This is a genomic window from Maribacter luteus (genome assembly GCF_009674825.1).
Lineage (GTDB): Bacteria > Bacteroidota > Bacteroidia > Flavobacteriales > Flavobacteriaceae > Maribacter_A > Maribacter_A luteus.
In genome coordinates, this window is sequence record NZ_WKJH01000002.1 from 1 (window position 1) to 18,666 (window position 18,666).

An 18,666-nucleotide genomic window follows, 5' to 3' on the forward strand; every position below is an offset into this window, starting at 1 on the left:
GAACGGACTATTGTCAATCAACCATTGCTTGTTTTTATTTACAAAGCTATTCTCGTCATTTTGAAGTTGTACTAAATTTTCTTCAAGTGTACAAGCTGAGAATAGCGAAACAGTTGCACAAAATAGCAGTGTTATTTTTAAATTTTTCATACTATTATTTTTTAAACTGGTAGGTCAATTTTAAAGGCATAAATACTTGCCATAAGCGGTTTTTATTATTTAGCTGTACTACGCCATCATTAGTTTTCAAGAAGTTAGACAATGGAATATCGGCCGTTAATCCAACAGAAACCGCAAGTGTATTGGTAATAGCTTTGTTAAGCTCTACACCAATATTACTAGATATATAGCCTTTATTGTACCAAGGGTATTGCTGTGCTTTGTACAAATCATTATCCTTACTACCCAAATAAAAATGGTATTGCATACCTGCCATAAGGTTAATATTTATATTTTCTGAAGACAGTTTATAAACCGCCTGCACAGGCACAGACAAATAATAAACTGGGATAGCGTATTTAACAGTGGTTGTTTCAACAGTTTCTTCTTCGGGCGAATTATAGAAAACGCCTACTTCGTGATACTGTGTGGTTAGCCAATTTACACCCAATCTTACTCCCCAAGTATTGTTAAAAAAATAGGTACCTTCTAGTCCTCCTCGAAATGCAAAAGAAACAGGGATTGTTGTGTTATCATAAACAGCATTATCAATAGCTCCACGAGATAAACCTGGTTGTAGGTTGAGTGCAACCTCTATAGATTGTGCGTGGAGCAAAGTGCTACATGAGAATAAAAGTAGCATGCCCAATGTTTTTATAGTATTCATTTATGTTTTTTTAATATTTTTTTTAGTGATTGTCCTTGTATTTTCTCAGTAATATTAATATGAGAACTAGCCTTGTTTATGATTGACTTTTTAACTTATTTGTATTTTGTTGGATTTCTGTTTTCATCGTCTATTGTATTTATTAAAGATGTAATTACTTTATCTAATTTTAATACAATTTCATTGTCAGTTAGTTTTCCATTTTTATTAATTTTTCCTTTCACTCCTTGAATTAATAATTTCGAATTTTCAGGAAGAATTGTTTCTACTGTTGTTAAAACAAGGTCTAGAGATTCAAATGCCTTTTCTCCAGATGATGCAGCAACAATCATTGCTACAGGTTTACTGGAAAATAGTGTGGTTGAAACATTCCATTCAATTACATTTTTTAGACATCCCGGAAGACTAAAAACATATTCGGGTGTACAAAAAATGATACCCTCTGATTTTTTGATTAGCTCCCTCAATTCAAATACAGAACTTGGAAGCTGTTCTTCTAATTCAGGGTTAAAGTGTGGTAAATCGCTTATTTTATCATAAATACATAATTCGATGTTATCATGATATTTTTCTTTTATAAATTCTAAGATTGATAGACTTGAAGATGTTGACTTTGTACTTCCTGAAATCCCTAAAACTTTTACCTTTTGTTTTTTCATCTTTCTTTTTGTTTAACTAGATACTGGTTAATCAACAATTACACTAAAGTCTTTTCCAATAACGTAAGATGTGCCACCACTACTGCCACTACCTATGCCTGTGTAGCTGTTCCGATAAAAAGAAGTGCCCGATTGTTTTGCTAATTGATAAAGATTAAAAGAAGCGTATTGCCCTTCGTAACCACCATTGCCTTGTGCATCTACCCAGTATCTCCCTGGTATAACCTTAAAGAATTGTTGTAAATAGGCAACGTCTTTCCAATGGAGCTCCCTATTGTTTACAAATACATTTGTATTGCCGTTTGAGGCATTGGCTTTAAGTGTGCCATTAAATGGCATATTAGGCAAGACGAAACCTAATCCCGGACCTCCTTTTAGGCCCCAAGCCCCTGTATATTTATCGTACCAATAACTACCGCTGACCACCTTAATATTGTAATATGACGAAAGTTGATTCAATGTTTTCTGAGGAACCCGAACATCGTTTACATATACGTTATCCTGTACTGGTGAGGTAGCCGACATCAACAACATAAGAAACAGTACTATAGCGAAAAATCCGGTTACAAAAGCCATTACCAAAAAGAATGGGTAATGCTTTCTTTTTTTTCGGGTTCCCGGGCTTTTACAATAATAGGTCAATGTAATCGTATTCATTTGTTTTCGTTTTTATTTGGTGTTATTTTAAAATCAGTTTACTTTGAATCCTTCCCTAAACCAAGTGTTTATGGTAGGCACATCATAATCGGTATTCCAATTGAATTTTGATTGTTTCATTATGGCCATAATAAACCCGTCGATACTTGCCGATCCCCCCACCGAAGTTTGATATACCTCAAGTGTCCTATCTGGGGAATTAAATGCGGGAAGTGTACTGGAAGCACCATCATTGGTAAGATTTTCCCAAGTGGCTAAACTTGCATAAGTTGTACCTATTTGAAACCATTTATCCGTTGTTAAGGGACTATAATAGCTATTCCGTGAAAACGTATAATTGCTTACGTTTGTGGGAAACCCCATTAAAACCGCATTGAAGTTAGAGGCGACAACAGTGTTCTTTTTGAAAAGGATATTGGATTTATCGCTATTGCTATCAATGGACCCTAATAAAGGGAGTCCAGACCTTAGGTTGTATATGGTATTATCCTGAATAGTAACATCCTTAGATACCCCCGAAACACGGATAGCGAAGGTATTGCCGATCTGTGCATCGGGCTGATTCAAGAACAGGTTGTTTGCTACATTACCGGTATCCCAATCATCGATGTCTAGATACCACGCCAAGCCCCTTGTCGTTGGTTTAGATCTTCCTATATTGAGCATGACATTATTCACGATACCAATATCCTTGAAACGGTATGAGGCGATTGGATCATTTCCTCCCATGCTTATCCCTATTTCACCATCGACATACAGATTGTCTTCCAAAGTGATAGCCGAGGCACTTCCTGGTCCGTTATCGGCTGTGAATTTGGTTCCAATGCTTGATCCCCTTGAGAAAACATTCCCCTTGAAAGTGGCATTGTGCAAACTAGTACCATAAAAATTATGATTAAAAAAGGTGGCCTGCCCCCCTGCTTCTGCATTGTTAAAGGGGGGAATGGCCTGTACCAACCAACCATTGTGATCAAAGACATTTCCCTCTATCAGTACCGACTCGCAAAAAGCCATATAAATTCCCTGACTATGGGCATTATCCGAATAGTTATTAGTAATTATATTTCTACGGATGCTAATGTTCTGCGGAGGTTGTTCCCCTTGAACAATATTGTTCTCATAAAAATCAAAAGCGCAATCCTCAATAGTCAAATTATTCCCGGGGTTATCCGCCTTCCTAAAAAAGTAAAAACCCGGACTACCTGAATAAGAAACAAATTCATTTGTTTGCGGATTGCGCGTATGGGCATAAAAAGCTATTCCTGAAACAATGATGTTTTGGAAGCTAAGCACTTGAGGTATGCCCGGGTTTGCTCCGGTTTTAAGCAATGGTCTTTCTTTACTATCACCATAACTGGCTACAACAAAAGGTTCATTGGTCAAGGCTCCCGATTTTATGACCAAACTTTCGTTAAAAACATCCCCTCTTTTCAACAAGACCCAATCGGATGAATTGTCTCTAGCCAAGGCCATAGCCGAGGCAATTGTTTTTTTTGGGGTGACGGGACTTTCACCATCATTTTGATCATCCCCTACCGAGGAGCTAACATAATAGATACGGGTGTCCGAAGCCGGTTCTATAACGGTCCAACCATTTTCAAGACTCCCTGTGGCAAGTCCGCCCTCGGTACAATCATCGATTCCGGTACAACCTAGATCGTTGGACCAATCCACAAGTCCGTCACCGTCATTGTCTATGCCATCATTGCATTCGCATTCGCTATTAATTGAATCTACCTTTGGATCGTTCTTTTTTGGTGCATTGGGGCTATCATCATGTGAACATGACCATGCTAAAATGAACACACCTATCAGAATAGTGATTTTTTGTTTCTTCATAACAGATTGATTTGGGAACAGTTATGATACAAATTTCAAAAAAAAACCGTGGCTGTTTGTACTTACAACCAGCCAATCCTAAAAATGGCTGAAAACTACTAAAACGAAGAAAGCGGATACTAATATTACAGGTTTGCGCCTAAGCCCATCCTTTTTGAATGGCATATCGCACCAATTCCGCACTATTTTTAAGATGCAATTTTGATAATATATTTTGTCGATGCGATTCGATGGTATGTTTACTTAAAAACAGTTTTTCGGCAATCTCTTTGGTAGTGTTCCCTGCTACAATAAGCTGAACGACTTCCTTTTCACGAGGCGATATATTGGAGTTCTGGTTCAGCCCCCTTAAATCATCCAACATTAAGGTAGCCACTTCGGGGGTATAATAACTTCCCTTTTCATGCAACTGGGCAATTGCTTGGATCAGCGTTTCCTTGCCCGTATCTTTTTGTAAGTAACCATCTGCCCCGGCCTTAATTATATTTTTAATGAATTCAGCCGTTTTGTGCATGGTGAGTGCCAACACCTTAATATTAAATCCCCGTTTTTTCAAGGTTCTCAATACCTCAAAACCATCCATATCGGGCATTTCTATATCCAACAAAAGAATATCCGGAAGTCGATCATCCAGAAGTTCCAAAATTTCCTTACCCGTAGAAGCTTCTCCCATGATGTGGATGTCCTTTTCTTCCTTCAACAAGGAAATAAGGCCCTCCCTGAACATCCTGTGGTCGTCGGCAATAAGTAGGTTGATCATTGTTATACCGGTATTTGTATATTAAACGTTGTTCCCCTTCCTTGTGAGGAATCAATATCAAGCGTACCCTTTAACTGTTCTATACGATTCTTGATATTACTGATTCCCATACCTCCATTACTGGCATGATCATAACCCTTACCATCATCTTCCAACATTAAGCTTACATGTTTGGCATACTTGTTCAAATAAATGGTCAGGTTTTTGGCTTGGGCATGTTTCAGTACATTCTGTATCACTTCTTGGGTAATCCTATATAATTGTATTTCTTTGGTAGGATCAATTCTTTGCTCCATATTATGGGCGTATAATTGGGCATTGATGTGATCCTTATCTATTTGGTCCAAGATCGATTGAATACCAGAGACCAATCCGAACTTAATAAGTTCGCTCGGCATTAGGTTATGTGAAATACACCTTACCTTATCACTGGTTTTCGAAACTGTTTCAATGGTTCCCAAAAGGTCCTGTTTGGAAATATTCTCTTTGTCCGAAGCGACTTCCAATTTATTTTTTATCAACGCCAAAGAACCTCCAATACTATCGTGAAGATCTTGGGCAATACGTTTTCTTTCCATGTTCTGTGTTTCTGAAATCGCATCGATCAGCTCATTTTGTCTTTTGTTTTTCGTACGCTGTTTAAACAATAAGAAAACGAGCACTGACATAGCAACGACCCCCATGGCAGTAGCGCCAAGCCATTTCACCTGTTGCCTTTGTTCTTTAATAAGGGTTTCGTTTTTTAATTTTTGCTCTGAAAGGGTCGCTATTTCCTTCTCCTTTTTTTCGGTTTCGTATTTTGCTTCCAACTCGCTTATATTTTTAAGATAGTTTTCATTTGAAATACTATCCTTCCATTTTTCGAAATATGTCCTGTTCTCATATGCAGCTTTATAATTTCCCATTCTAGAATAGGTTTCGGCATAAGCCAAATAAATATGTTTATAAGCATCTTTATAATCAATTTTTTCTGCTCTGGCCTTTGCCGAATCTAACAGGGATATTGCTTTTTTATATTGGTTTGTTTTCGCCTCAAGAACCGCCAAATTATTTAACGTAAGTACAACTCCAATGTCATCTTTTATTTGACTACTGATTTTTTTGGATTCCAATTGACACTTTTTAGCATCTTCATATTTTTCTAAAGATTCATAAAGTATTCCCAGATTCATTAAACCTATAGCTACATGAAATTTTTCACCCATTTCTCGGTGCATTTCTATAGATTTTTTATAGACTTCAAGGGCTTTTTCGGGTTCATTATTAGCTCGATAAACAATACCCAAATTGCCGTAACTATTAGCTATATAATTTTTATAGTTGTTCTTTAAGCTAATCGCTAAAGCTTTGTTATAAAATTCCAAAGCTTTATTTTTTTCGTCCAAGTATCTATATATATTCCCTAAGTTGCTGAGAGAAACTACAGCACGATAACTATTTCCGTTTTTTTCTGATACAGCCAATGCTTTTAAATGTGCTTCAGCTGCTTCATCATGTCGAGATAAACTATGCAGTATCAATCCATAATTGTCCAAGGTTTTTGTTTTTTCTAAATCACTTGCCTTATCTATAAAGTCTAATGCAATTGTTATTACTTCCATGGATTTTTTAGTGTTCCCTCTATCAAACCAATACATGGCTAATAAATTAAGCCCTTGGTGTTCTTTTTTATCTAATTTTAAATATGTACTTAAATCTATACCTTTATGAATATACTCTAAAGAAGAATCCGGCTCATTCCTATATGCCGTACTTAATTGATAGTTAAGGTTTACCCTAGTACTATCTTTCCCTTGTTTTTTCAACAAGTTCTTTAGACTATCGATTTCAGTCCCTTGTGAGCATACGTTACAAATGCTAAAAAGAACAAAAGCAAATAGCATTAATATTTTAAAGAGTTTATTCACCACTATTTTTCCATGAAAATACAAATTGTTTTGAAATTCGATTTTTTATAAGGGTTTCCTAAGCAATGCATATAGAAACTTAGGCTTCAAAAAGTACCAAAGACGGCTGTCCTCCAGGGTAGATCATCACATACCCGCCTTTATCCCATCATAAATGCCGTGAACCCTCTTTTAAGTTTCCAAGGCACCAATAGGCTTTCCTTTGGAACTCGGAAAAAGGAAGTGAATTATTTGTCGTGGGGTTGAACACCGTCTGACAAGGGTTTCACGATAAAGACCTTAACAATATCATAGGTATTGGCCTTCCCAATGTCTCTGCTATCTATTGATGAACTCACTATATTTATCCTTGGAATATTTTCGAGGGGTAATTTCACAAATTCATACGAGAATTCCCATCCATCCATAATGGGCATATTCAAATCCAAGAAAATAACATCGGGTAATTGCTCGCCCTGACGCGAACATGGTTCGGTCAAGGTATAATTCAATTAGGAGAATCGAAGATTCTCTTTCTCATTATGGGGCCGACTGGTTTTGACAGCGAGACCAATGGCAATGTAAGCATGTCGAGCGCTGGGATACAGCTCGTTAATATCATTTTCCACACTTTTAATTGGCAAAAACAACTACGCTCTTGCCGCTTAATCTGAATTATAGTAAGATTAGCCTCGTCCCTACAAAGTAGGGAAGCGAGATGTTCCTGAATAGCCTCTGTCGACGGCGATTCAATCCGGAGCACCATAAATGTCGATATAAGGATGGTATTCGCTTTGGTACCATCACCAAAATCTAAAGAAGCTAAGTATGTATTAGGCTGTTTCCGGTCAGGTACATATCGAAAACCAAATGGAAATTAAACATGTAGAAAGCTTTGTAATTGCAGAACAGAAGCTTTAGGGCGCAACGCAGTTAACCCCTCCGGCTCCACTCCAAAAACCACCTTAGAGTGATTTTTTGCGTTACACCTTCGAGAGTCAAAGGCCAGCGCACCCAAACTTATCTTGGGCTTGACAAGGGGGCTACCCATTCAACTATTCTGAAAAAGATCCTCAAGTAGTGCAAATGATAAGGGTTTCGAAATAAAATCCTTTACGATATCATAGCTTTTGGCTTTTTCTATGTCCCTTTCCGCAATGGAAGAACTTACGATATAAACTACAGGTTTAATGGTGAAAGGTAATTTTATGAATTCATCTAAAAATTCCCACCCGTTCATAATGGGCATATTTAAATCCAAGAAAATCACTTCTGGATAAGGCTCTTCGGATTTGATCATTGATCCAAGATTATCCAAGGCTTCTTGACCGTCTTCGTAAACCACGATATTAGAACAAAAATTACTATTATAATTCAATAATATCTTGGTTCCGTAAACATAAATCGGGTCATCATCGATAATACATACTGTGTCCTTCTTCATTACAATAAAAAAATATTAAAGACACTAATATCTTAACTTTTTGGTCACTTCTGCCATACCATGTTTTTATTCATGATCCTAACTAAAATATCCCAAATAGAAGCTTTGGTCTTTCTCGGGGTAAACAATTTATTTCAAATGTAGTACTTTTCTTATATTTTCAAAATAAATGTAAAATAAAATCACATATTGTATAGCAAACGAATTGTTTACAGTTATTTAAATTTCAACTAATAATAAATAACAAGTGTAATTATTCACTTTTTTATGGTTTGGTATTTGCTAAACTTATAGTTTTCTTTAAATGCTATTATCAGACCCGATCATTTAAATATTGATTAAAAAAAATCTAAAAACTAGGCCTTGAACTTTTTTGTTGTTTGCCTTTTCAAAAACATATTAGTTCATAAAAAACAGAAAACGACATTCGATGACAAATCACACAAAAACAAAATCAATAAGAGATTATTACTATTCTGAAAAAAAAGTTTTCCAAAAAAAGTTCCAAATTTAAATAACACTCAGGTGCTCTTAAACGTTAAAAAAAGTCCAGATATTTAAATGAATGCAGATCTGTAGGTTTAAAATCATTTCTGTGTAACCACCCCAACCTCCCCAAAGGAAGTTCGATAATCTTCACCAGTCACTTTAATGCCCCTTAATTTTATGTACCTACCTCGGGTGGGGCTAAACGGTATTCTTTGTTCTATACGATTATTTACGATATTATCGAACTCTCCCCTCACTACCCTTTTCCATCTTCTATTATCAGGACTCACATAAAACTCATAATTGGTAATAACCCCAAACGGATATCGATCTTGCATGGGCATATAGGTAAAGCCTTTTAAATTATGAGGCTTACCTAAATCTATGATTACTTCCTGTATCGTCGTAACCCCTTTCTCAGTTGCCCAAAAAGTATTCGGGTCATCGTCTATCAATTTCTTGGCCTCTATCATATTGCCCGTGGTTGTGTGCACTATTTCCCACTGGGTCTTTGGTATATCAAAATACTTGCTTGCTATCTCTGTACTAGTCTTTGTTTCCGGGTCATAGGCCATGTATGTCACAGTTTTAGGCTCATTGACCTTGAAAGGTTTTTCGTATTTTAGACTGGAAGTAGTAGGAATGCTTCCGTCCAAGGTATAATAGACCTCTATGCCCGGATCGGGAACTGACATACTCACAAATCCGTCTCGGTTTCGTTCAATAACCGGAACCGTCAATAGTTTCGGCGCTTTGTACAATTCAATATTCGACAAGGCTATCGGACCTTTGGCAGCCATAACCTGAACCTTGATTTTTTCTGCCTTAATCGCTTTAAACCTAAGGATACGTTTATACCCTATGGTGGTCTGCCCATCTATTTCGCGCCATTTACCATCAACTTGCGCCGATATGATAAAATTTTCAATACGTTGCCCTAGAGGTATATATTCTTGCAATAAGATACGATTTACACTAGTAGGCTCATCGAACTCCATTATGAGGGAAGCACTGGTAACCCCATCATTGGTTGCCCAGTATGTTTCGGGATTTGAGTCATTTACATTAGAGGCCATGAAATGGTCATCATTCCCGCGTTCATCCGTAGCTTCCGTCTTTAAGCCTTGAGCCAGATCCTTTTCAAAATCCATATCCAATTGCCGGCGTAGGGCCATTAACCTTTCCACGTCCTTTTCATGTACCAATCCACGTTTATCAACGGGCAAGTTCAATAACAAAGATGAATTTCTTCCAACGGAATGGTAATAAATATCTATCAAATGGGACAAAGTCTTTACCTGATGGTCCTCATCAGGGTGATAATACCAGCCAGGACGAATGGATACATCGGCTTCTGCCGGCAACCAATGGGTACCATCTTCATGCCCTGATCGCAACTCCATATAACGGGGCCAACCGGGATAGATTTCCTTTCTGCGCATAAGGCTCCAGTTGGTCTCATCGGCCCATCCTTCCTCATTGCCTACCCAACGAACATCAGGTCCGGCATCACTGAAAATAACGGCATTCGGCTGCAATTTCCGTACAATGTCAATGGTTTTGCCCCATTCATAATACGTTTTATTGTCTATGGTTCGGGTTTCTTCGGCTCCCCCGTAGTAGCCTGAACCTCCGTTGGCCCCATCGAACCATACCTCGAATATTTCGCCATAATTAGACAACAATTCCCGCAATTGCTCATGAAAATCATCTACATACGATGCTTGACCGTAATCCTTATGGTTCCTATCCCAAGGGGAAAGATACACCCCGAATTTAAGTCCGTATTGCTTACAGGCTTGCGAGAGTTCCTTTACTACATCCCCTTTCCCATTTTTCCAAGGTGAATGCTTTACCGAGTGTTCTGTCGTTTTTGATGGCCAAAGACAAAAACCATCATGATGCTTTGCAGTTAATATTATCCCTTTCATCCCAGCTTCCTTTGCCACTTTCGCCCATTGCCCGGCATCCAACTCAGATGGATTGAATTGTTCAGGCTTCTCACCACCCGTTCCCCATTCCCTATTGGTGAAGGTATTCATGTTAAAATGGATAAAGGCATAGTATTCCAGCTCTTGCCAAGCCAACTGCCGTTCCGAAGGTAGGGGCCCCAAGGGTTTTGGTGACTCAATTTCATCACAGGCTTGCATAGAGACCAAAAGCAATAAAACCAATATCCTAAATTTTACCATACCCATCTTAGTATCAAAATATTAATGACTAATCCACCCTACTTCAAAACAAAAACCATCCTCTATTTCCTAAGTAGAAAGGCCCTACTTGTCTCAATTTAATAAATTAATGTGAACTTTACACTTACAATAGTCCATTATCCTGCGGTCCCTTCCTTATAGCGATATAAAGAAATCCCAAAAAAAGAAGTGTTATCCGTTCATTTAAAAAGTTTCCCATAACTTTAAACTTCCATTCTAACTAGAACCTTATTTGTACACCATAGTAGATATAGAGACCACCGGAAACGGTATCAAAGGAAACAAAATCACGGAAATCTCCATTTTTAAATATGATGGATATGAAATTGTTGATGAATTCACCTCTTTGGTCAATCCTGAGTGTGAAATACCTTATTTCATCACCGGCTTAACGGGTATAGACAATGACATGGTTCGCGCTGCCCCGAAATTGGTCGATATTGCGGACAACATCCTTGAAATAACGAAAGAAACCATTTTTGTGGCCCATAGCGTGGGTTTTGACTACAATGTGATAAAAAATGAATTCAGTTCCCTTGGGCTGGATTTTGTGCGCAAAAAACTATGTACGGTTCGCTTATCCCGAAAATTGATTCCAGGATACAATTCGTATAGCTTGGGCAAACTCTGCTCTGCATTGAATATTCCTTTAACCGATAGGCATAGGGCCCGAGGAGATGCCCATGCCACAACCTTATTATTTCAAAAATTATTACGAACCCAAGGCGCGGAAGATGTTTTCAAAACCTTCTTAAACTCCCGTTCACAGGAAAAGACCTTGCCCCCTGCCTTGCCCAAGCATATTTATGACGAATTGCCCACCACACCGGGTATTTATTATTTTAAAAATGCAAAAGGAAAGATCATTTATGTAGGTAAGGCCATCAACATTAAAAAAAGGGTATTGAGCCATTTCTATGATAAAGCTACCAAAGAAATACAAATGTGTGCCGAAACAGCAGATATTGACCATGAACTTTCGGGAAGCGACCTCGTTGCGCTATTAATGGAATCCGCAGCCATAAAACACCACTATCCCGAATATAATCGCTCCCAAAAAAGAAATGTACAGCGATACGGAATTTTCTCCTATGAAGACCGCAATGGTATTTTTCATTTGGCTTTCAATAAATTAAAACTGGCCCCGAACCCCATTGCTATCTTTTATAATACCACGGATTGCCGATTATATCTGGAAGAAGTCTGTAGGACTTTCTCATTATGCGCAAAATTCTGCCATTTACAAGAAAACGTTGAGAGTTGTTCACATTACCGTATACAACAATGTGAGGGTATATGTCGTGGTAAGGAGAACATTGAAACTTATAACGGTAAAGTGAAACGGGCCATTGGCCAAATGAAGGATAAAAGTCAAAGCTACGTAATTCAGGAAAAAGGAAGAAACTACAATGAAAATGCCTTTGTCATGGTTAAAAACGGCATTTATTCGGGTTACGGTTTCGTTAACAAAGATATTCAGGTCAGTACTTCTGAAGACTTGGAGGCATTTTTAATTCCCCAGAACAATACCTTGGAAACCGAACGCATTGTTCAATCCTATCTCACTAGAAATCCGGGAAAAGCAAAACAACTACTCCCGTCCGATACCGAATGATACTAATCGTTCAATTTGTTGTACATGCGAATAACGAATATGATCCATATCATGAATATGACCGCTACGATAATAGAGTAAATAAGGATGAACTCCATTATTTTCTATATTTTAAGTAGTTCATAAAACCTAAAATCGTAGGTGCCCAGAAGGCAATGAAAATAGCATCCAATTTATCGCCGGTAAGAAAAACCACTTCAGAAACCACGATAATCGAAAGAACTACGAGCAATAGAATACAGTTCATTAGGCCAATGCGTTCAACAAAGTTTTTTATCATGATGGATGAATTATAGTTTTAAATATAAACTATTAAAGCATATAAGTGAACCAAAAACCGTAAAATAAACTTGCAGGATTCATGACACACCTGACGAGGGAAGAGCAGGAATCGAAGATAAACCTAGAATAAAAGAATGGATTAAGGCCTAATTTTTGTCCTTTTTACCGCTGTTCATAAAAATAAGAAGTGTTACGACCAAACCAATCACCACTGCTCCGAAAACACCGATCATTATTATTCCATTGCCCCAATTCACTAATGGTAGTATATATGCCATGTTAGTTTATTTTATATCAAATTTTAGTAAAAATAACTTTCTACAACAATCCAAAATATGATAAAAATCAGCTACTTACAAATTGGGTTTTCCAAGATATAGGGACAACTACCTTTTTTTACTACATGTATCAACACCAAAAATCCCATACAACGGACAAAAGCCGACTAAACTTGTTAGCACAAAGATGGCCGCCAGTGCCAACAAAATATAGGCAAAGGTATCGGTAACCACTTCAAAATATACCAAAAGGCCAGCTATTAAAGCAACTACTACCCTAATTAATTTATCGGTACCTCCCATATTCTTCTTCATAAGAATCAAAATTTAGTTACAGCATAATCGATTATAAATACTACAATTGAAACCAAACAGAAGCATAAAAGACATGCCATCGCAATTCTTATGCCTTTAGGTGCTTTCATTTACAATGTCGTTGGACAAACATAATTGGTTACATTAATACCGGATTCTTTTATCGCCGCAAAGCCCTCTGAGATATCTATGATATTATGAATACCCCTACTTTTTAAGATCGAAGCGGCAATAACCGAACGATAGCCCCCTGCACAATGCACTAAAAATGTTTTGTCTTTGGGGAATTCCGCCAAATGTTGGTTCAAGAAATCCAAAGGTGTATTGTGGGCATCCACGACATGTTCGGACAGGTACTCACTTGCTTTACGCACATCGAATACCGGAATATTACCAGCATTGATATCCTCGCTTACCTCATGTGCGGTTACCGCCGTAATGGTATCGTAATCCTTACCTTCGTTCTTCCAAGCATTGAACCCTCCTTTTAAATAACCCAAGGTACCATCAAAGCCCACTCGTGATAAACGAATCACGGCCTCTTTCTCCTTACCCTCCGGGGCTACCAACAAAATAGGTTGCTTCACATCTGCTATCAATGCCCCAACCCATGGAGCAAAATCACCATTGAGACCTATAAAGATAGAACGGGGAATATGCCCTTTGACAAATTCATCTTGATGCCTTACATCCAAAACCAACGCACCAGTACCATTGGCCGCGATTTCAAATTCATCGGGAGACAAGGCGGTATTTCCTCGCTCAAGAACATCACCGATATCTTCATACCCTTCTTTGTTCATCTTTACGTTCAAAGGGAAATATTTTGGTGGAGGCAATAACCCTTCCGTGACCTCTTCTACAAACTCTTGCTTGGTCATATTTGCCCGTAAGGCATAATTCATCTTTTTCTGGTTGCCTAAAGTATCCACTGTTTCTTTCATCATGTTCTTACCACAGGCCGAACCTGCGCCATGTGCCGGATAAACAGTTACATCATCTGCCAAGGTCATTATTTTAGTACGTAGACTGTCATACAAAAGACCAGCCAAATCCTCTTGGGTCATATCAGCAGCTTTTTGGGCCAAGTCAGGACGACCAACATCCCCCAAAAACAAAGTATCCCCTGAAAATATAGCATGGTCCTTACCCGATGCATCCTTTAGAAGATAGGTGGTACTCTCCATCGTATGCCCAGGGGTATGAAGTACTTTTATTGTAAGGTCCCCTAATTTAAACTCTTGGTTATCCTCAGCAATTATGGCCTCAAATGACGGATTTGCCAATGGACCATAAACGATCGAAGCCCCCGTCTCTTTGGCCAAAGTAACGTGCCCACTTACAAAATCGGCATGAAAATGGGTTTCAAAAATATACTTGATCTTGGCATTATCGTCCTTGGCCCTTTGGATATAAGGCTCAACCTCACGCAACGGGTCAATGATGGCCGCCTCACCATTACTTTCTATATAATAAGCCCCTTGGGCCAAACAACCGGTATAAATCTGTTCTATTTTCATCTTTTTCCTGTCCAAATTTGTTCAAAAATAAGCTTTTATACGTCTATGCATTGTAACAAAGGTTACTATAAAAATCCCCTTTGATGTGCGATTTTTTGGTTTGTTTCCCTTATACTTTCCGGATTATTGAAACATGCCACCGCTTCTTTAGTCCTCACAAAGAGGTAATCCTTACCCAACACCTCTATAATACCACTACTGAAAATAATATCCCTAATAGGACCTATGGCCCCTGCTATATACAATTGGATATCACGATGGTGCAACTCCTCGATTACGGATATGAGCATATTCGCAGCGGTAGAATCAATATAGTTCATAGGCTCTGCATTCAGTATTACCCCTTTCAGCGCCTTTCCTTTTGCATTAACCTCTTGCATTAGTTTTTTCTTGAAATAATTCTTGTTCCCGAAAAACAATTGGGAATCAAAACGTACAATAAGCAGATCGTCCCTTATTTCAATATCCTCACCGAAACGGTTGATGTTCTTGTAATAATCCGAACCACGTACCCTGCCCAAAACGGCAAAGTGCGGTTTTGATATTCGGTACACCATCAACAACAACGAAATAAGAACCCCAATAAGCACACCTTCCTTGATACCCACAAAAAGAGTAATCAAAAAGGTCAGCATCAAAACCACATACTCATCCTTTCTATATTTCAACAAGGTTTTAGGATAACCAAAATCTATTAAACCAAAAACGGACACCATGATTATACTTGCCAAGACCGCATTGGGCAAGTAATAGAAAAGCGGGGTTAAAAACAAAAGGGTCACCACCACCATGATAACACTGAACAAGGCAAAACCATTGGTTTTACCCCCAGCATCCCCACTAATTGCAGAACGGGAAAAACTAGCCGTTACCGGATAAGCCTGAAAGAATGAACCCACAATATTAGAAGCACCTAAGGCAATCAGCTCTTGGTTGGCATCTATACGATCTTCCTTGTTTTTTTCTTCCATGGATTTACCTATGGAAATCGTCTCCAGATAACCGACCAAAGCCAAGGTCAGGGCCATGGGCCATAGCGCCATTCCTTTTTCAAAATCAAAATCGGGCAATTTAAAACTTGGTAATCCTTTGGGAATCTCGCCAACAATTTGCACTCCATACTCTTGAAGATCCATTAAATAAACGGCCAAAACACCCAATACGACCACTATCAAAACGGATGGGATTTTCTTGCTCCACTTTTTCAATACCACAATTACGATAATACCGATAACCCCAATGGCAAAATCATAAGGATTGGTATCACCTACTTTCTGTAGAACATTGTACGTTAGTTCATGCATCTTACTGCTTCGTGCAATATCGACACCTAGCAGATGTTTTAACTGACTAAAGATTATGATACAGGCCGCTCCCGATGTAAAACCGCTTATTACGGGTCTTGATAAAAAATTGACCAAAAAGCCCATTCTCAAAAAGCCCAGCAACAATTGGATCGATCCTACCATAAAGGCCAAAAAAATGGCCATGGCGATATAGTTCTCGACCCCGGTTATGGCCAATGCCCCTAAACCGGCCGCGACCAAAAGGGAATCCATCGCAACGGGACCTATAGCCAGCTGTCGGGAAGTTCCTAAGAACATATAAACCAATAGTGGAAAAACGGATGCATAAAGACCATATACCGGCGGAAGACCGGCAACCATGGCATAGGCCATTCCTTGTGGGATAAGGATTATACCCACAGTGAGTCCGGCTACCAAGTCTTTTATCAAATAACTTTTGTGGTATTCGGGCATCCAATCTACAAAAGGAAAAAACTTTCGCATTGGTCAAATTTAAACAAATCACGCAGTACTAGTGAAAAATTATATCAATAGTATTATATAAATAGTACCAAAACAAAATGACCTTAAAGATCCACTATTCCTAACTCCCAAAAAAGTAGCGCCCCCATGCTTCAAGGCCTATCTAAAACCCCTTCAATTTTTACCGGACCGCCCATAGTGGTTCAAAAAAATCAAACCACCTTTTCAAAGTCGACCAATTTACCGATTTCAAGATCTAAAAGCCTTAATTTCTCCCTACTCTGCTCCAAATCCTCCAAAACCTTATTCCTCGTTTGCATAAAGGCCTCTGTTGACGATTTGAAAATCGACTCATAATAAGTAATACCTTGATTTAGGTTCTTTACGAAAGTAGCAAAATAGTTTTCTTGCTTTTTATTTACTATTTCCTTGACTTCCCCTATCTTATTTTTTAGGTAATCGATATAGATAGAAAGTTCCTTTACGAACATATTGGGACGAACACAATCGGTAATTACATTGGTCCTTCCATAGATATGATCGGTCATTTCCTTTAAACCCATCAATTTGGAGAAATAGGCCATATTAGGTCCCGGACAAACGGAAACCCCTTCGCCTTCTACCCTGGTGTCGATATTATTCACCATTAATGCCGATGTACCCAAACCAACGCAGATACAAGATTTTTCCACGATTTTATCAAACTGTTGTTGGTAATCATCTTTAGGTAAACCCTGTTCATCCAATTGTTTTAATTTCAAGTGCTGATACTGTCTGGAAGCAACACAGATATCCTTTTCTGTAAATTCATGGTTTAAGGACACATATTTTCGTGGACAGGAACTACCCGGCCTACCCTTTGCGATTAAAGCTGCTTTTTCAACATCCTTGGTATTGCCCCTAAGACTGTTGAAAGGCACGCCCAAAGGTGATATATTGCTCAAATAAAGATCGTTTTCCTTAGCGGCCATTAATTTCTCCATGGTGGCATCATCCACGGTTGTGGCCTCCGGTACCAAAAGAAAAGGTGTTCCCCAACCTACGGAATCCAACTCATAGGTATCGATAAGGAATTGATGTTCTTCGGCCGTCCCGACCCCACCCTGGGCCGTAATCTTCAGTGGCAAAGTCGTTTCGGGAACAATGGTATTTTTATTTTGCAAGGCTTGTACCAATACTTCAAAAGTAGATGAGATCAATTCATCCCGTTTTTCTTTGAATTCTTGCAGTACAGGCCCCAGCAAATAACCATCGGTCGCGAAGGCATGCCCTCCGCAATTCAATCCTGACTCTATACGGTATTCTGATACCCAAAGTCCTTTTTTAGCCAAGAATTTCCCCTGGATCATCGCTGAACGAAAATCGCTCACCTTTAAAACGATCTTCTTTTTCAGGAACCCCTCTTTGGTCGGATAAAAATCCTTGAATTTTTCCATATAGCCATATAACCTTGGGCTCATACCTGCTGAAAGAATCACGGAAGAATGAAGGTCACTTTCGGCAAACCCCCTAAGTGCGGCATGGGCATCATTATACTCAGACGGTAATTTCTCACCTTTCGAATAATTGACCTTATCCACTTTCGTCATGATATTCACATCGATACTCCCAAGTGGCAAATGATCTTTCAACCAATTACCTGCATCATGGATATTTATTTTATCCGTAAGGTGCTTCAATTCTTTTTTCAACGAATTACCATCGGGCAACATACCCATATATTTTTTCAATTCGTTACCCTTGTTGATGGTCGTATCTTTTAATTCCTCGAATTTTTTATCTGTTAATGTATTGATGAGATTGAGATAAGATGTAATCCGCTTTGCCCGAAAGTCCTCTATTTTATCCGTTATCTCTTTATAGGGCATCTCATGTAACTCACAGTACATTTTCCTTAACTTTTCAAGAAGGATGTCATCGACCAGGGAAATAACCGAGTCAATACCATATTGAGCGACTTTCAAAGGGGAATCAATCGTGAATCCTATGCCCATAACAGGAATATGGAAAGAATGTGCTTTTTTCATTAGTTAAAATTTTTAATTAATCTGAAAATAAGCGTAATACAAAATCACTGTTTAGACCAAACGTCTCGCTTTCGCATAAAAAAATTA

The 18,666-nt window shown here is 38.4% G+C and carries 16 protein-coding genes and 1 other RNA gene; 2 read left to right on the forward strand and 15 right to left on the reverse strand.

From position 1 onward, the window contains the following. Positions 1–154: 154 nt before the first annotated feature. The 7 genes from GJ691_RS03185 to GJ691_RS03215 all read right to left on the reverse strand — a co-directional run bounded on the left by GJ691_RS03185 (position 155) and on the right by GJ691_RS03215 (position 7,127). Positions 155–826 carry an outer membrane beta-barrel protein gene (locus GJ691_RS03185; RefSeq protein ID WP_154363727.1) on the reverse strand — a complete coding sequence of 224 codons (672 nt, stop codon included), beginning with the start codon at positions 824–826 and terminating at the stop codon, positions 155–157. A gap of 95 nt (positions 827–921) precedes the next feature. Beyond that, positions 922–1,485 (reverse strand): NADPH-dependent FMN reductase, encoded by a 564-nt coding sequence (locus GJ691_RS03190; RefSeq protein ID WP_154363728.1) that lies wholly within the window; start codon positions 1,483–1,485, stop codon positions 922–924. 27 nt (positions 1,486–1,512) lie between these two features. Continuing rightward, on the reverse strand, positions 1,513–2,142 hold the full coding sequence (locus GJ691_RS03195; protein WP_109649489.1) for a hypothetical protein: 630 nt from the start codon (positions 2,140–2,142) through the stop codon (positions 1,513–1,515). A gap of 33 nt (positions 2,143–2,175) precedes the next feature. Then, positions 2,176–3,981 carry a hypothetical protein gene (locus GJ691_RS03200; protein ID WP_154363730.1) on the reverse strand — a complete coding sequence of 602 codons (1,806 nt, stop codon included), beginning with the start codon at positions 3,979–3,981 and terminating at the stop codon, positions 2,176–2,178. 139 nt (positions 3,982–4,120) lie between these two features. Further along, entirely contained in the window at positions 4,121–4,741 is a 621-nt protein-coding gene (locus GJ691_RS03205; protein WP_109649491.1) for a response regulator transcription factor, read from the reverse strand. 2 nt (positions 4,742–4,743) lie between these two features. Beyond that, entirely contained in the window at positions 4,744–6,624 is a 1,881-nt protein-coding gene (locus tag GJ691_RS03210) for a tetratricopeptide repeat-containing sensor histidine kinase (protein ID WP_154363732.1), read from the reverse strand. A gap of 251 nt (positions 6,625–6,875) precedes the next feature. Further along, positions 6,876–7,127 (reverse strand): response regulator, encoded by a 252-nt coding sequence (locus GJ691_RS03215; RefSeq protein ID WP_246200107.1) that lies wholly within the window; start codon positions 7,125–7,127, stop codon positions 6,876–6,878. A gap of 44 nt (positions 7,128–7,171) precedes the next feature. Here GJ691_RS03215 and ssrA point away from each other — a divergent pair. Continuing rightward, positions 7,172–7,581, forward strand: a transfer-messenger RNA (tmRNA) gene (gene ssrA, locus GJ691_RS03220). A 97-nt stretch (positions 7,582–7,678) separates the two neighbouring features. On the opposite strand, the gene GJ691_RS03225 is transcribed toward ssrA, so the two are convergent. Together GJ691_RS03225 and GJ691_RS03230 are read right to left on the reverse strand one after the other, a co-directional pair. After that, complete coding sequence (locus GJ691_RS03225; RefSeq protein WP_154363734.1) at positions 7,679–8,071, reverse strand: response regulator; 393 nt, start codon at positions 8,069–8,071, stop codon at positions 7,679–7,681. A 587-nt stretch (positions 8,072–8,658) separates the two neighbouring features. Then, positions 8,659–10,758: an alpha-L-fucosidase gene (locus GJ691_RS03230; protein ID WP_425481732.1), complete on the reverse strand. Its 2,100-nt coding sequence runs from the start codon at positions 10,756–10,758 to the stop codon at positions 8,659–8,661. A gap of 247 nt (positions 10,759–11,005) precedes the next feature. On the opposite strand from GJ691_RS03230, the gene GJ691_RS03235 reads away from it, so the two are divergent. After that, the gene (locus tag GJ691_RS03235; RefSeq protein WP_154363738.1) at positions 11,006–12,388 is read left to right on the forward strand and encodes an exonuclease domain-containing protein; all 1,383 of its coding nucleotides are present in this window, start codon (positions 11,006–11,008) and stop codon (positions 12,386–12,388) included. Positions 12,389–12,485: 97 nt separating this feature from the next. Here GJ691_RS03235 and GJ691_RS03240 read toward each other — a convergent pair whose 3' ends face one another. The 6 genes from GJ691_RS03240 to GJ691_RS03260 form a co-directional block, all read right to left on the reverse strand. Continuing rightward, complete coding sequence (locus GJ691_RS03240; RefSeq protein ID WP_154363740.1) at positions 12,486–12,668, reverse strand: hypothetical protein; 183 nt, start codon at positions 12,666–12,668, stop codon at positions 12,486–12,488. Between the two features lie 148 nt (positions 12,669–12,816). Then, the gene (locus GJ691_RS19800; protein ID WP_281351206.1) at positions 12,817–12,948 is read right to left on the reverse strand and encodes a hypothetical protein; all 132 of its coding nucleotides are present in this window, start codon (positions 12,946–12,948) and stop codon (positions 12,817–12,819) included. A gap of 108 nt (positions 12,949–13,056) precedes the next feature. Then, a complete protein-coding gene (locus tag GJ691_RS03245) occupies positions 13,057–13,263 on the reverse strand; it encodes a YgaP family membrane protein (protein WP_154363742.1) in 207 nt (68 codons plus the stop codon). A 110-nt stretch (positions 13,264–13,373) separates the two neighbouring features. Further along, positions 13,374–14,783 carry an MBL fold metallo-hydrolase gene (locus GJ691_RS03250; RefSeq protein ID WP_154363744.1) on the reverse strand — a complete coding sequence of 470 codons (1,410 nt, stop codon included), beginning with the start codon at positions 14,781–14,783 and terminating at the stop codon, positions 13,374–13,376. A 65-nt stretch (positions 14,784–14,848) separates the two neighbouring features. Next, on the reverse strand, positions 14,849–16,573 hold the full coding sequence (locus GJ691_RS03255; protein ID WP_154363746.1) for a SulP family inorganic anion transporter: 1,725 nt from the start codon (positions 16,571–16,573) through the stop codon (positions 14,849–14,851). A gap of 191 nt (positions 16,574–16,764) precedes the next feature. Then, on the reverse strand, positions 16,765–18,579 hold the full coding sequence (locus tag GJ691_RS03260; RefSeq protein WP_154363748.1) for a hypothetical protein: 1,815 nt from the start codon (positions 18,577–18,579) through the stop codon (positions 16,765–16,767). Between the last annotated feature and the right edge of the window lie 87 nt (positions 18,580–18,666).

What these genes read in the sequence shown, in the direction of transcription:
- GJ691_RS03185 (WP_154363727.1), bottom strand. Translation starts at nt 826, where the DNA reads ATGAATACTATAAAAACATTGGGCATGCTACTTTTATTCTCATGTAGC.
- GJ691_RS03190 (WP_154363728.1), bottom strand. Translation starts at nt 1,485, where the DNA reads ATGAAAAAACAAAAGGTAAAAGTTTTAGGGATTTCAGGAAGTACAAAG.
- GJ691_RS03195 (WP_109649489.1), bottom strand. Translation starts at nt 2,142, where the DNA reads ATGAATACGATTACATTGACCTATTATTGTAAAAGCCCGGGAACCCGA.
- GJ691_RS03200 (WP_154363730.1), bottom strand. Translation starts at nt 3,981, where the DNA reads ATGAAGAAACAAAAAATCACTATTCTGATAGGTGTGTTCATTTTAGCA.
- GJ691_RS03205 (WP_109649491.1), bottom strand. Translation starts at nt 4,741, where the DNA reads ATGATCAACCTACTTATTGCCGACGACCACAGGATGTTCAGGGAGGGC.
- GJ691_RS03210 (WP_154363732.1), bottom strand. Translation starts at nt 6,624, where the DNA reads ATGCTATTTGCTTTTGTTCTTTTTAGCATTTGTAACGTATGCTCACAA.
- GJ691_RS03225 (WP_154363734.1), bottom strand. Translation starts at nt 8,071, where the DNA reads ATGAAGAAGGACACAGTATGTATTATCGATGATGACCCGATTTATGTT.
- GJ691_RS03230 (WP_425481732.1), bottom strand. Translation starts at nt 10,758, where the DNA reads ATGGGTATGGTAAAATTTAGGATATTGGTTTTATTGCTTTTGGTCTCT.
- GJ691_RS03240 (WP_154363740.1), bottom strand. Translation starts at nt 12,668, where the DNA reads ATGATAAAAAACTTTGTTGAACGCATTGGCCTAATGAACTGTATTCTA.
- GJ691_RS19800 (WP_281351206.1), bottom strand. Translation starts at nt 12,948, where the DNA reads ATGGCATATATACTACCATTAGTGAATTGGGGCAATGGAATAATAATG.
- GJ691_RS03245 (WP_154363742.1), bottom strand. Translation starts at nt 13,263, where the DNA reads ATGAAGAAGAATATGGGAGGTACCGATAAATTAATTAGGGTAGTAGTT.
- GJ691_RS03250 (WP_154363744.1), bottom strand. Translation starts at nt 14,783, where the DNA reads ATGAAAATAGAACAGATTTATACCGGTTGTTTGGCCCAAGGGGCTTAT.
- GJ691_RS03255 (WP_154363746.1), bottom strand. Translation starts at nt 16,573, where the DNA reads ATGCGAAAGTTTTTTCCTTTTGTAGATTGGATGCCCGAATACCACAAA.
- GJ691_RS03260 (WP_154363748.1), bottom strand. Translation starts at nt 18,579, where the DNA reads ATGAAAAAAGCACATTCTTTCCATATTCCTGTTATGGGCATAGGATTC.